Source organism: Curvibacter sp. GW821-FHT01G03 (assembly GCF_059422285.1).
The window spans coordinates 184,814-197,354 of sequence record NZ_JBWKWP010000006.1; the positions used below are offsets into that span (position 1 = coordinate 184,814).

Here is a 12,541-nt window from a genome sequence, read left to right on the forward strand (position 1 = left end):
CACAGACGCTGCGGGCATGGTGCGGTCGATAAAATCGCCGTCATGACATTTGATCCCCAACAGGTGCTGAGCCGCGCCTTGCAAACCTTCGACATCGAGGCCGCTGCAGTCCAGGGCCTCAAGGCCCGCACCGGAGCCGCTTTTGTGGAGGTGGTCCGGCGCATCCTGGCCACGCAGGGGCGCGTGGTGGTCACCGGCATGGGCAAGAGCGGCCACGTGGGCCGCAAGATAGCCGCCACCCTGGCCTCCACCGGCACCCCGGCCCTGTTTGTGCACCCGGCCGAGGCCAGCCACGGCGACCTGGGCATGATCACGGCGGCCGATGTGGTGCTGGCCATTTCCAACAGCGGCGAGTCGGCCGAACTGGATGCCATCCTGCCTGTGGTCAAGCGCCTGGGCGCCTTGCTGATCGGCATGACCGGTGGCGCCCAGTCTTCGCTGGCGCGGCATGCCGATCTGGTGATCGACAGCGGTGTTGAAACCGAAGCCTGCCCCCTCAACCTGGCGCCCACCGCGAGCACCACCGCCCAGATGGCCCTGGGCGATGCCCTGGCTGTGGCCTTGCTGGAAGCCCGGGGCTTTGGCGCGGAAGACTTTGCACGTTCTCATCCCGGCGGGGCTCTGGGCCGCAGACTGCTCACCCATGTGAGTGACGTCATGCGCCGCGGCGATGCCGTGCCCCGCGTCCGACCCGATGCCCCATTCCTGGCCTTGATGCGTGAGATGAGCGGCAAGGGCCTGGGGGCCTCGGCCGTGGTCGACGAGGCCGGTGCTGTCGTGGGCATCTTCACCGATGGTGATCTGCGCCGCCTCATCGAGCAGGGCGTTGATCTGCGTGGGGTTGTGGCCCGCGAGGTCATGCACCCCCGCCCGCGCCGCATCCGCAGCGATGCCCTGGCCGTGGATGCGGCCAGCCTGATGGAGCAGCACAGCATCACCAGCGTGCTGGTCTGCGAACCCGGTGATGTCCTGGTGGGCATCGTGCACATTGGCGACCTGATGCGCGCCAAGGTCATCTGAGAAAGCCTGCCGTGAACCCCTCTGTCCGCGCTTCTGCCCCCGCATCCTCCCCCGCCTCTTTGGCCGCCCTGGCGCCCCTGAGCCCCGCCCTGCGTTTCGATCCCGAGCTGCTGCTGGCCGCCCAGGGGATCAAGGTGGCTTTTTTCGATGTCGACGGCGTGCTCACCGATGGCGGCCTGTACTTCAGCGAGGCGGGCGAGACGCTCAAGCGCTTCAGCACCCTCGACGGCCATGGCCTGAAGCTGCTGCCGCGGGCCGGCATCACCCCGGTGGTCATCACTGGCCGCGATTCACAGCCGCTGCGCCGGCGCCTGCAGGCCCTGGGCATCACCCATGTGCACTACGGCACAGAAGACAAGCGGCCGGCCGCCGAGCAGACCCTGCAGGCCCTGGGCTTGGATTGGTCGCAAGCTGCCGCCATCGGTGACGACTGGCCCGACCTGCCTGTGTTGCGCCGCTGCGCCTTGGCCGCCGCGCCGGCCAATGCCCATCCCGAAGCCCTGGCCTGTGCCCGGTATGTCACCCGGCTGCGCGGTGGCGAAGGGGCTGGGCGTGAGTTCTGCGACCTGTTGTTGGTGGCCAGCGGCCGCTACGCAGGCCTGCTGCAGGATGCCGCCTCATGAGCAGCGCCACCCTGCCTCGGCGCAAGCCGGCCCTGGGCTTGGTGCGCCTGCTGCTCGATCACCTGTCCATCTACCTGCCGGTGATCCTCATGGGCGTGCTGGCCCTGGGCACCTACTGGCTGGTGCGCACCACCCCGGTGTTTGCCCCGGCTGGCCCCCAGCAGGCGCCGCGTCACGAGCCTGACTATTTCATGCGCGACTTTGCCGTCAAAACCTTTGATCCGCAGGGCCGCCTGAAAAGCGAGGTGCGTGGCACCGAGGCCCGCCATTACCCTGACACCGATACCCTGGAAATTGATCAGGTCCATCTGCGCTCGTACAGCGCCGAGGGGCAGGTCACCGTGGCCACCGCCAAGCGCGCCCTGAGCAACAGCGACAGCACCGAGGTGCAGTTGTTCGGCAATGCCGTGGTGGTGCGCGAGCCTTTCACCGACCCTGGCGGGCGGGTGGCCCCGCGCATGGAGTTCCGCAGCGAATTCCTGCACGCCTTCACCGACACCGAGAAAGTGCGCAGCCACCTGCCGGTGGTGCTGATCCGTGGCGACGATCGCTTCACAGGAGATGCCATGGACTTCGACAACCTGGCCCGTACCCTTGAACTGCGCGGTCATGTGCACGGTACGCTGGTGCCCGGTGTGGCGGTCAAACCTCGGCGCTGAGGCCCGCATGAGCCCGCAACAGCGACCCCTGGTGTTCATCACCGGTGCCTCCAGTGGCATCGGACAGGCCTTGGCCTTGCGTTTTCACCAAGCCGGCTGGCGCCTGGCCCTGGTAGCGCGGCGCCATGCCGAGATGCAGGCCTGGGCCGAGCAGCAAGGGCTGCCCTCAGATGCCTATGCGCTCTACGCCGCCGATGTGTCGGTCACCGACGAGATCGTGGCGGCGGGCCAGGCCTGCTTGCAGCAACAGGGCCTGCCCGATGTGGTGGTGGCCAATGCCGGCATCAGTGTGGGGGTGGACACCGCAGAGCGCGAGGATCTGGCGGTGCTGGCCCGCATTTTTGCCACCAACAACATCGGTCTGGCCGCCACCTTCCACCCCTTTGTGGCAGGCATGGTCCAGCGCCGCAAGGGCATCCTGGTCGGGGTCGGCAGCGTGGCGGGCATCCGTGGTCTGCCTGGCCATGGTGGGTATTGCGCCAGCAAGGCCGGCGTGATCAGTTACTGCGAGAGCCTGCGTGGCGAGATGCGCCCCTTTGGCGTGAAGGTGGTCACGATTTGCCCCGGCTATGTCGACACCCCGCTGACCCGCCAGAACCGCTACGGCATGCCGTTTCTCATGACCCCCGAGGCGTTTGCCGAGCGCGCCTACCGAGCCATCATCGGGGGCGTGCGCTACCGCGTCATTCCGTGGCAGATGGGATGGGTGGCCGCGTTGCTGCGCATTCTGCCCAATGCCTGGTTTGATCGCCTGCTGGCCGGGCGCCCTCGCAAGCACCGGCAGCCATCGCAAGGCTGAGCGTAAACCGTTCAATGCAAGGGTATTTCTGGGGCTGCTGAGGCCCGGTATTGGGCGCCCCCAATGAAAAAGGCTCCCTGAGGAGCCTTTTGCTTGCCTGGTTGAACGCCCAGGTGCGTGCGGTTCAAAACCGATCAGTAGCTGTTGCCGCCGCCGTAGCCGCCGCCGCCGCCACCACCGTAGCCGCCACGGCCACCGCCGTTGCCACCACGCGGGCCAGCGCCGTAGGGGCTGCGGAAGCCGCCTTCGCCGCCACCACCACCGCTGCGGCCGCCGCCGAAGCCGCCACCACCGCCGCCGCTGCGGCCGCCACCACCGTAGCCGCCACCGCCGCCGCCGCCGCCGCCGAAGCCGCCACCGCTACGCGGGGGACGGGGCTCCATCGGGCGGGCTTCGTTGACCACCACGCTGCGGCCACCGAGGGATTGACCGTTCATGCCGTTGATGGCGGATTGTGCTTCGGCGTCGCTCGCCATTTCCACAAAGCCGAAACCCTTCGAGCGGCCGGTGTCACGCTCCATCATGACCTTGGCGCTGGTCACAGCACCAAATTGGCCAAAAGCCTGTTCCAGGTCGTTGTCGCGCACCGAGTAAGGCAGGTTGCCGACGTACAGTTTGTTGCCCATCAAGGGACTCCTCAAAAACACATTAACAAAGCGATGGAGTCCCGAAAACGCACACTTCGGACGCGAACCTGACCGATCACCGCAAGCTTGCATGGAATCGAAGCCATGCTTCTGTATTAAAACCATGGTGTATTGAAAAATGCAAGTGTTTTTTGTTTTTTTGCTGGAAATGAATCGAAAAAACAAATTCAATTCCATTCCAATATCAGCACCGCAGGCGACGTGTCATTTCTGCATCAGGGTGGGTCGTCTGGCGGGTGTGGGGCATCGCCTTCGCCCGCGTCCGCCTGGTGGCGCCACTGGGTGAAGGCGCTGCGCATCGTCAGCACCTGCTTGGCAAACAAAGGGCAGGCTTCGCAGGCGGCCAGGTGCAGGCGCAGTGCCAGCTTTTCCTCCAGGCCCAGTCGGCGGTCTTCGCGGGCCAGCAGCAAGGCGGCCACTTCTTTGCAGTTGCGCCTCAAGATCATGGCTTGGCCCCCCGGGGCAGGCCGAACCAATTGATTTCAAGGCATTCGCGCAATCGCAAGCGGGCCCGGTGCAATTGCACATACAGGTGGTTGGGGCTGAGCTTGAGTTCCAGGCAGATTTCTTCGCACGAGAGTTCCAGCCATTCGCGCATCAGAAATACCCGCCCCATGGCGGCAGGCAGGCGTTCGGAGCAGGTTTCAAGCACCTCGATGAATTGGCGGGATTGCAATTGCTGTTCGGGATTGCCCCAGTCCATCGGTGTTTGGGCAAAGTGGCCATTGGCGGTGAAGCTCAGGGCTTCCAGTTCGTCGCCCTCGTCGTCGTTGATATCCAGCACCACCTCGCGGGCGCGCTGACGCATCTGATCGACCACCTTGTGTTTCAGGATGCCCACCAGCCAGGTCTTCAATTGCGACTGCTGCTGAAAAGCCTGCGGTCGGTTCAGGGCGGCGAGGACCGTCTCTGAAACCGCGTCCTCAGCCCAGGTCTCATTGCGCAATTGCAGTCGCGCAAATTTGAGCAGGTAGGGCCGGTGTGCGGCCAACTGATGTTCAAAACTCATGGGTCAAGTGTATTGAAAGGGCGCCGATTGCGTTGTCTGGAAAGTATTGCAAAAAAATATTTCACCAAGCTTGTAAGAATGACCGAGCCAGGCCGACTCACCCTCAACCGGTGATCTGAATGGCCCGACCGGGCCCCGGTTGCAAGTCAATTTTTTCAACGTCACACCAGGAGATTTCCATGAACCAACGTGCTTTGTTTGCCGCCGCTGCCGCTTCTTTGTTGTCCTCGGCCCTGCTGGCCTCCAGCCCCGTGCTGGCGCAAGACACGGCCAAGGAAAAGTGCTTCGGCATTGCCAAGGCGGGCCAGAACGACTGTGCCAACCTCAGTGGCAGCCATTCGTGTGCCGGCCAGGCCAAGGAGGACATGTCCAAGGCCGACTGGAAGTACGTGGCCAAGGGCACGTGCAAGCAGATGTCCGGTCTGACCGCCGACGAAGCCAAGATGGCTGCCGGCAAGAAGGGCTGAGGTTGAGTGTTGCCTGAGCAGGAGCTATCCATGTCCGAGCCCTCGCAAGCCCAGCGTTCGCCCATGCCCTGGGTGGGGCTGGGCTGGCGCCAGCCCCACTATGCCGAGCTGCTGCAAGGCGCGCCCGCCCCGGGCTTTCTGGAGGTGCACTCCGAGAACTTCTTCGGCACCGGGGGCGCCGCCCTCGGGGTGTTGATGCAGGCCCGCGAGCAGCACGCCATCAGCCTGCATGGGGTGGGCCTGTCGCTGGGCTCGGCCGTTGGGCTGGATCCCTGGCACCTGGACCAACTGGCCGAGTTGGTGGCGCGGGTCGATCCGGTGCGCGTGAGTGACCATGCCAGCTTTTCGCGTGGTTTGCTGCGGGGCCAGGCGGTGCACGCCGCCGACCTGCTGCCCGTGCCCTGGACCACCGAAGCCCTCAAGCTGATGGCCAGCCATGTGCAGCAGGTGCAGGACCGGCTGCGCCGCCCGCTGGCGGTCGAGAACCTGTCGGCCTACCTGAGTTGGGCCGACCATGATTTTTCCGAGGTGCAGTTCCTCGTCGAACTGGCCCGCCGAACCGGCTGCGGGCTGTTGGTCGATGTGAACAACCTGCACGTCAATGCCCGCAATGCCTGGCGTCGCCAGCACGGCGCCCAGGTGCCCGAGCCGGTGGAGGCTTTGCTCGATGTCTCGCGGGCCTGGCTGGATGCGGTGCCCGCCGAGTGCGTGGCCGAAATTCACCTGGCCGGCCACGCCGACACCGGTGAATGGTTGATCGACGACCATGGCAGCCTCATCAGCGAGCCCGTCTGGGCGCTTTACCGGCATGCCGTGTCGCGCTGGGGCCCGCGCCCCACCCTGGTTGAATGGGACACCGATCTGCCGCCCTGGGCCGTGCTGATGGATCAGGCCTGGCTGGCTGCCGACGCCTTGGCGGAGTGTGCCCTATGAGCCAGACCCTGCTCGAGCAGCAGTCGGCCTTGCTGGCCGCGCTGTGGTCGCCGACGGCGGCGCCACCTGCGGGTGAAGCCGGTCTGCCCGCCTACCAGCGCAACGCGCGGGCCGTGGCCGAGCGCGCCCTGGCCGCCGCCTACCCCGTGCTGCGCCAATGTGTAGGCGAAGCCACCCTGGCCGCCCTGGCCCGCGACCATTGGCTGGATTGCCCGCCCGTGCTCGGCGATCTGGCCCATTGGGGCGCAGATCTACCCGCCTGGCTGGGCCACCTGGGCCCCGAGCACGAGCTGCCGGCCTGGTTGCCTGAGTTGGCACGGGCCGAGTGGGTGTTGCACCAACTGGTCACCGCACCCGACCCGCTGCCCCAGCCCACCACGCTGGCGCGCCTGGTGCAGGAAGACCCCGATCAACTGCGCCTGGAGATGCCCGCAGGCACGCAGGTGCTGGCTTTCGAGTCTGCGGTGATCTCCGTCCTGCTGGCACACGGCGGTGTTGAGGGGGGCTGTGAGCCATCGGCCCAGGCGTTGCAGGCCGCCGGTCACCGTCTGCAGGCCGATGAGCGTGAGCTGGCCGTTTTCTGGCGCCAGGGCTGGCGACCCCGCGTGCGCCTGATCGACGCCACCGAAGCCGCCTGGCTGCAGGCGCTGCACACCCAGCCCAGCCTGGGCGCGGCCCTGCACTGGCTGGAGTTGCAACCGCCGGGCATGGACCTGGGGGCCTGGCTGCAAGAGGCCGTCGCCCAAGGCCTGGTGCTGGCCGTGGGCGACGCCCACCCCCACTGAACAACGATTCCTAGGAGATTGTCATGACCCCGACCTGCCCCCTGATCCTGAAGCCCTATGCCTTGCTGGTGCGCGGGCTGGATGCCCTGCAGCCCCTGGCGGCCCTGTTGGCACGTCTCTATGTGGCGCGGGTGTTTTTTCTATCCGGTCTGACCAAGCTGCGTGATTGGGAGATCACCCTGGCCCTGTTCCAGGACGAGTACCACGTGCCCTTGCTGCCACCGGCCTGGGCGGCGGTGATGGGCACCCTGGGCGAGGTGGGGTTGCCGGTGTTGCTGGTGCTGGGTTTGGGTGGGCGCATTCCGGCGCTGGGCTTGCTGGTGGTGAACGCCGTGGCCGTGCTGTCCCTGTCCGAGATCTCGTCCGAGGCGCTGCAAGGCCATGTGTTCTGGGCCAGCCTGCTGGCGGCGCTGGCCATCTTCGGCACCGGCCGTTGGACCCTCGATGGGCTCCTGGCACGCTGGTTTCAACGCTGAGCCCCCCCCAAAACGCGCCCCGGGGGCGCGCTCTGGCTCGGACCACCCGGCGTTCGGCCCATTACCAATTACCAGCTGACTTCGCGGTCCGGGGTGGAGCGGATCTTGTGGATCGACAGGTCGGCGCCCTCGAACTCCTCTTCCTGCGACAGGCGCAGCCCCAGCGTGACCTTGAGCAGTCCATAAACCACCAGGCCGCCCACCGCAGCCCACACCACCCCCATGGCGGTGCCGATCAACTGGGCGTTCAGGCTCACGCCGCCCAGGCCGCCGAATGCCTTGCTGCCGAACAGGCCGGCGGCCACGCCGCCCCAAGTGCCGCACAGGCCATGCAGTGGCCACACGCCCAGCACGTCATCGATCTTCCATTTGTTTTGGGTCAGGGTGAACATCAGCACGAAGATCGTGCCGGCCACGGCGCCCACCACCAATGCCCCAAGTGGGTGCATCAGGTCCGAGCCGGCGCACACCGCCACCAGGCCAGCCAGTGGGCCGTTGTGGACAAAGCCCGGGTCGTTCCTGCCCATCACCAGGGCGGCCAAGGTGCCACCCACCATGGCCATCAGCGAGTTCACGGCCACCAGGCCCGAGATCTTGTCCAGGGTCTGCGCGCTCATCACGTTGAAGCCGAACCACCCCACCACCAGAATCCAGGCGCCCAGTGCCAGAAACGGGATGTTCGAGGGCGGGTGGGCCGAGATCGCGCCGTCCTTGCGGTAGCGGTTGGCGCGCGAGCCCAGCAGAACCACCGCCGGCAGGGCGATCCAGCCGCCCACGGCATGCACCACCACCGAGCCGGCGAAATCGTGAAACTCCTCGCCCGTCAGGGTCTTGATCCAGGCCTGCACGCCAAAGTGCTGGTTCCAGGCGATGCCTTCAAAGAAGGGGTAGATGAAGCCCACGATCACGGCGGTGGCGATCAGCTGAGGCCAGAAGCGGGCCCGCTCGGCAATGCCGCCCGAGATGATGGCCGGAATGGCGGCGGCAAAGGTCAGCAGGAAAAAGAACTTCACCAGCTCATAGCCGTTCTTCGCGGCCAGTTCCTCGGCGCCCACAAAGAAATGGGTGCCGTAGGCCACGCCATAGCCCACCCCGAAATACACCACGGTCGAAATCGAGAAATCCACCAGGATCTTCACCAGGGCATTGACCTGGTTTTTCTGCCGGACCGTGCCCAGCTCAAGAAAGGCAAAGCCGGCGTGCATGGCCAGAACCATCACGGCGCCCAGCAGAATGAACAAGGCGTCAGCGCCCTGTTTTAGTGCTTCCATAGTGTCCTCGTGGAGAAAATGAACTGAAATGGTGCATTCGATGCTTTGCATGCGAATGCGCACCAGGAGAAAGCAATAAATGCGCCATAACGGTGATGATTGCCTGATGATGGTGCGCACCAAGCCGGGTCATCCCGATTCGGTGCATCGCCACACCCCGCAGCGGGCCTTGCGGATTGGGTACACTGGCGCCCTGTTCAAGGGGGAGTAGCCTCCCTTCCGGGCCATCACAGGCCTGCGAGAGGGGTTTGCGTCAACAGACTTGTGCGCCGCCATCCAGGTGAGTGCCCATGGCGCAAACGGTTTGCGGACCTGGCGAGACCTTTGACTGCGCAGCCCCCGTTTTTGGCCGGGGGGTGCAGCGCAGTCATGGGTTTTGTCCGGCCGGAGTTCTTTTTCCCCATGGAAGCCTTTCTCGTCTCCACCGGCATCGTCGCCCTCGCTGAAATGGGCGACAAGACGCAGTTGCTGTCGCTGGTCCTCGCCGCCCGTTTCCGCAAGCCCTGGCCGATCGTGCTGGGCATCCTCGTGGCCACCGTGGTCAACCATGGCCTGGCTGGCGCCGTCGGCACCTGGGTCACCACCGTGCTCGGGCCCCAATGGCTGCGCTGGATCCTGGGCGCCTCGTTCATTGCCATGGCGGTGTGGATGCTGATCCCTGACAAGCTCGACGATGACGACACCGGTGGTGCCTCGCCCCGCCTGGGCATTTTCGGCACCACCGTGGTGGCCTTCTTTCTGGCCGAGATGGGGGACAAGACCCAGATCGCCACGGTGATGTTGGCCGCGCAATACCAGGCCTGGGCCGCGGTGGTGGCCGGTACCACCCTGGGCATGATGCTGGCCAACGCCCCGGTGGTCTGGCTGGGCGACCGCCTCACGCGGCGGGTGCCGCTCCGGGTGGTGCACCTGGTGTCGGCGCTGATCTTTGCTGTGCTGGGGCTGCTCGCCCTGTTCGCCCCGGCTTGATGTCGGGGGGGCGCTGCCGGGCTAGGGTCCTTGCTATACTTCGGGCACCTGTTCACAGGGCGCCGATTTGATTCCAGCTTGCGGGCGCCGAAACCACCGTGTTTCGAAATTCAGCTAAAGACAGATAGGCTCAACCCGGTCTCGTTTTTGGCGAACCGGGTTTTTTGTTGCCATGAGTTTTCTAGCCACACCTCAGTTCATGACCTTCGAGGCGCCGCTGCCTCTGCAAAGCGGTGCCTCGATACGGGATTACACCCTCGCCTACGAGACCTACGGCACGCTCAATGCCGAGCGCTCCAATGCCGTGCTGATCTGCCACGCCCTCAATGCCTCGCACCACGTGGCGGGGGTGTACGAAGGCCAGCCCAAGTCCGAGGGCTGGTGGGACAACATGATCGGCCCCGGCAAGCCGGTGGACACCAACCGCTACTTCGTGATCGGCGTCAACAACCTGGGTTCGTGCTTTGGCAGCACCGGGCCCATGCACATCCACCCCGACACCGGCCGCGTCTACGGCGCTGATTTCCCCGTGGTCACGGTGGAAGACTGGGTCAATGCCCAGGCGCGGCTGCTCGATGCCCTGGGCATTCAACAACTGGCGGCGGTCATGGGCGGCAGTCTGGGCGGCATGCAGGCCCTCAGTTGGACCCTGCAATACCCCGAGCGCATGCGCCATGCCGTGGTGGTGGCCAGCGCGCCCAACCTGAACGCCGAGAACATCGCCTTCAACGAGGTGGCGCGCCGCGCCATCGTCACCGACCCCGATTTCCATGGCGGTCACTTTTACGAGCACAACGTGGTGCCCAAGCGTGGCTTGCGCATCGCCCGCATGATCGGTCACATCACCTACCTGAGCGACGACGTCATGAACGAGAAGTTCGGTCGCCAGCTGCGCGAGGCCGTGGTCGACAGCGCCACCGGTTACCGATATTCGACCCAGGATGTCGAGTTCCAGATTGAAAGCTACCTGCGCTACCAGGGTGACAAGTTCAGCGAATACTTTGACGCCAACACCTACTTGCTGATCACCCGGGCGCTCGACTATTTCGACCCGGCCCGCGCCCATGGCGGCAGCCTCAGCGCGGCCCTGGCCCAGGCGCAATGCCGCTTTCTGCTGGTCAGCTTCACCACCGACTGGCGTTTTTCGCCCCAGCGCAGCCGCGAGATCGTCAAGGGCCTGCTCGACAACCGCCGCGACGTCAGCTATGCCGAGATCGATGCGCCGCACGGCCACGATGCCTTTTTGCTCGAAGACCCGCGCTACCTGGATGTGGTACGCGCCTATTTCAACCACAAGGTGCCGGCATGAGCGACGCCCACAACCTCCAAAGCATTGCCGCCCTGGTGCCCCGCGGCGCCCGCGTGCTTGATCTGGGCTGCGGGGACGGCGCCCTGCTCGATGTGCTGCAGCGCGAGCGCGGCTGCACCGGCTATGGCATCGAGATCGACGACGCCAACGTGCTGGCCTGCGTCAAGCGCGGTGTCAATGTGATCCAGCTCAACCTCGACGAAGGTCTGTCGATGTTCGACGACGCCTCATTCGATGTGGTGCTGCAGATCGACACCCTGCAACACCTGCGCAACGCCGAGGTGATGCTGCGCGAGACCGCCCGCGTGGGCAAGACCGGCATCGTGGCCTTCCCCAACTTTGCGCACTGGCCCAACCGCCTGAGCGTGCTGCGCGGGCGCATGCCCGTCACCAAGCGCCTGCCCTACCAGTGGTACGACACGCCCAACATCCGCGTCGGCACCTTTGCCGACTTCATCGACCTGGCGCACAAGAACGCGCTGCGCATCGTCGACGGCTTCGGCCTGCAGCAAGGGCGCGAAGTGCGCTGGCTGCCCAATGCGCGGGCCGGAACCGCTGTTTTCAAGTTCGTGCGGGCCTGATGCGAGGCCGTTTTCTGGCCGGGTAAACCGCAGCCCGCAAGGCCTCAGGCCTGGGCTAAAGTTGTACGATCAATTTTCTTCCCTGCGCGCCAACGCGCCCTGCCCATGACCCCCCAGTTCCAGACCATCACCCCCGGCGCTCGCCTGTCCGACCAGGTGGCCGAGGCACTGGCGGCCGAGATCCGGGCCGGGCGGCTGGTGGTGGGGGCCAAGCTGCCCACCGAGGCCGTGCTGGTGGCTCAGTTCGCGGTCAGCCGCACCGTGGTGCGCGAGGCCGTGTCGCGCCTCAAATCACTGGGCCTGGTCGATTCGCGTCAGGGCAGCGGCGTTTATGTGCGCGAAAAGTCCTTTCAACCCCTCAACTTTGATGCACGCCATGCCGTCTCCAAGAGCGCGGTGGTTCAGATGGCCGAAGTGCGCCGGGCCCTCGAGGCCGAGGTGGCCGGCCTGGCCGCCGAACGCCGCACCCCGGGCGATGTGCTGCGCGTGCGCCAGGCCATCGAGGCCCTGGATGCCGCGGTCCAATCCGGGGGCGATGGCGTCAATGAAGACGTGCTGTTTCACCGCGCCATCGCCGATGCCGCGCGCAACCCTTTTCTGATCGGGACGCTGGAATACCTGAGCCAGTTCCTGCGGGGGGCCACCCAGGTCACCCGGGCCAATGAGGCCCGCCGCGCCGACTTTGTCCGCGAGGTGGCCGAGGAGCATCAGCGCATCTGGCGTGCCATCGAGGCCGGCGACCCCCAGGCCGCCCGCGCCGCCGCGGCAGGCCACATGGACAACGCCATCCGCCGCATCGAGCAGGCCGACCCCGCCTTCTGGCAACAGCAGGGCGAGGCCCTGGCCCAGCCCTTGATCAAGGCGCTGACACCGCCGGCCTGAGGGCCTGACGTCCCAGGGAAAACCCTTGTCTTCGAGACTTGCTTAAATTTGTATGATAACCATATGAATAACGCCGAGGGGTGATCCTGCCCGCTGCAGCCCGGCGTTCCA

Annotated in this window: 16 protein-coding genes and 1 riboswitch; of the genes, 12 read left to right on the forward strand and 4 right to left on the reverse strand. The window is 65.7% G+C overall.

The window, feature by feature from the left end; all coding sequences use genetic code 11:
- Positions 1-42: 42 nt before the first annotated feature.
- From AC07VS_RS10220 to AC07VS_RS10235, 4 genes are all read left to right on the forward strand, one after another.
- Positions 43-1,020 carry a KpsF/GutQ family sugar-phosphate isomerase gene (locus tag AC07VS_RS10220; RefSeq protein ID WP_492348571.1) on the forward strand — a complete coding sequence of 326 codons (978 nt, stop codon included), beginning with the start codon at positions 43-45 and terminating at the stop codon, positions 1,018-1,020.
- Between the two features lie 68 nt (positions 1,021-1,088).
- Complete coding sequence (locus AC07VS_RS10225; RefSeq protein WP_492348641.1) at positions 1,089-1,643, forward strand: KdsC family phosphatase; 555 nt, start codon at positions 1,089-1,091, stop codon at positions 1,641-1,643.
- A complete protein-coding gene (lptC, locus tag AC07VS_RS10230) occupies positions 1,640-2,302 on the forward strand; it encodes an LPS export ABC transporter periplasmic protein LptC (RefSeq protein ID WP_492348570.1) in 663 nt (220 codons plus the stop codon). Before AC07VS_RS10225 ends, lptC begins: the two co-directional genes overlap by 4 nt.
- Before the next feature lie 7 nt (positions 2,303-2,309).
- Positions 2,310-3,101 carry an SDR family oxidoreductase gene (locus AC07VS_RS10235; protein WP_492348569.1) on the forward strand — a complete coding sequence of 264 codons (792 nt, stop codon included), beginning with the start codon at positions 2,310-2,312 and terminating at the stop codon, positions 3,099-3,101.
- 134 nt (positions 3,102-3,235) lie between these two features.
- Here AC07VS_RS10235 and rbp read toward each other — a convergent pair whose 3' ends face one another.
- From rbp to AC07VS_RS10250, 3 genes are all read right to left on the reverse strand, one after another.
- The gene (gene rbp, locus AC07VS_RS10240) at positions 3,236-3,727 is read right to left on the reverse strand and encodes an RNA-binding regulator (protein ID WP_492348568.1); all 492 of its coding nucleotides are present in this window, start codon (positions 3,725-3,727) and stop codon (positions 3,236-3,238) included.
- A gap of 236 nt (positions 3,728-3,963) precedes the next feature.
- Positions 3,964-4,194, reverse strand: coding sequence for a zf-HC2 domain-containing protein (locus AC07VS_RS10245; RefSeq protein ID WP_492348567.1), 231 nt, complete (start codon positions 4,192-4,194; stop codon positions 3,964-3,966).
- Positions 4,191-4,757 (reverse strand): sigma-70 family RNA polymerase sigma factor, encoded by a 567-nt coding sequence (locus AC07VS_RS10250; RefSeq protein WP_492348566.1) that lies wholly within the window; start codon positions 4,755-4,757, stop codon positions 4,191-4,193. Before AC07VS_RS10250 ends, AC07VS_RS10245 begins: the two co-directional genes overlap by 4 nt.
- Before the next feature lie 179 nt (positions 4,758-4,936).
- Here AC07VS_RS10250 and AC07VS_RS10255 point away from each other — a divergent pair, with 179 nt between their 5' ends.
- Genes AC07VS_RS10255 through AC07VS_RS10270 form a run of 4 tightly spaced genes read left to right on the forward strand, consistent with a single transcriptional unit; the run spans position 4,937 to position 7,418 of the window.
- A complete protein-coding gene (locus AC07VS_RS10255) occupies positions 4,937-5,224 on the forward strand; it encodes a BufA1 family periplasmic bufferin-type metallophore (RefSeq protein ID WP_494655824.1) in 288 nt (95 codons plus the stop codon).
- A gap of 30 nt (positions 5,225-5,254) precedes the next feature.
- On the forward strand, positions 5,255-6,157 hold the full coding sequence (locus AC07VS_RS10260; RefSeq protein ID WP_494750894.1) for an MbnB/TglH/ChrH family RiPP precursor modification enzyme: 903 nt from the start codon (positions 5,255-5,257) through the stop codon (positions 6,155-6,157).
- Positions 6,154-6,942 (forward strand): HvfC/BufC family peptide modification chaperone, encoded by a 789-nt coding sequence (locus tag AC07VS_RS10265; protein WP_494750895.1) that lies wholly within the window; start codon positions 6,154-6,156, stop codon positions 6,940-6,942. The genes AC07VS_RS10260 and AC07VS_RS10265 overlap by 4 nt, the downstream gene beginning before the upstream one ends.
- Before the next feature lie 23 nt (positions 6,943-6,965).
- Positions 6,966-7,418, forward strand: coding sequence for a DoxX family protein (locus tag AC07VS_RS10270; RefSeq protein WP_492348562.1), 453 nt, complete (start codon positions 6,966-6,968; stop codon positions 7,416-7,418).
- A gap of 68 nt (positions 7,419-7,486) precedes the next feature.
- Here the strand turns inward: AC07VS_RS10270 and AC07VS_RS10275 are convergent, their stop codons facing one another.
- A complete protein-coding gene (locus tag AC07VS_RS10275) occupies positions 7,487-8,689 on the reverse strand; it encodes an ammonium transporter (RefSeq protein WP_494750896.1) in 1,203 nt (400 codons plus the stop codon).
- A gap of 190 nt (positions 8,690-8,879) precedes the next feature.
- A riboswitch (yybP-ykoY riboswitch) is annotated at positions 8,880-9,084 on the forward strand.
- 7 nt (positions 9,085-9,091) lie between these two features.
- On the opposite strand from AC07VS_RS10275, the gene AC07VS_RS10280 reads away from it, so the two are divergent.
- The 4 genes from AC07VS_RS10280 (at position 9,092) to AC07VS_RS10295 (ending at position 12,430) form a co-directional block, all read left to right on the forward strand.
- The gene (locus tag AC07VS_RS10280; RefSeq protein WP_492348560.1) at positions 9,092-9,658 is read left to right on the forward strand and encodes a TMEM165/GDT1 family protein; all 567 of its coding nucleotides are present in this window, start codon (positions 9,092-9,094) and stop codon (positions 9,656-9,658) included.
- 172 nt (positions 9,659-9,830) lie between these two features.
- Positions 9,831-10,967 carry a homoserine O-succinyltransferase MetX gene (gene metX / locus AC07VS_RS10285; RefSeq protein ID WP_492348559.1) on the forward strand — a complete coding sequence of 379 codons (1,137 nt, stop codon included), beginning with the start codon at positions 9,831-9,833 and terminating at the stop codon, positions 10,965-10,967.
- Positions 10,964-11,548 (forward strand): methionine biosynthesis protein MetW, encoded by a 585-nt coding sequence (gene metW, locus AC07VS_RS10290; protein ID WP_494655820.1) that lies wholly within the window; start codon positions 10,964-10,966, stop codon positions 11,546-11,548. Before metX ends, metW begins: the two co-directional genes overlap by 4 nt.
- Positions 11,549-11,653: 105 nt before the next feature.
- Positions 11,654-12,430: a FadR/GntR family transcriptional regulator gene (locus AC07VS_RS10295; protein WP_492348557.1), complete on the forward strand. Its 777-nt coding sequence runs from the start codon at positions 11,654-11,656 to the stop codon at positions 12,428-12,430.
- Positions 12,431-12,541: the final 111 nt, after the last annotated feature.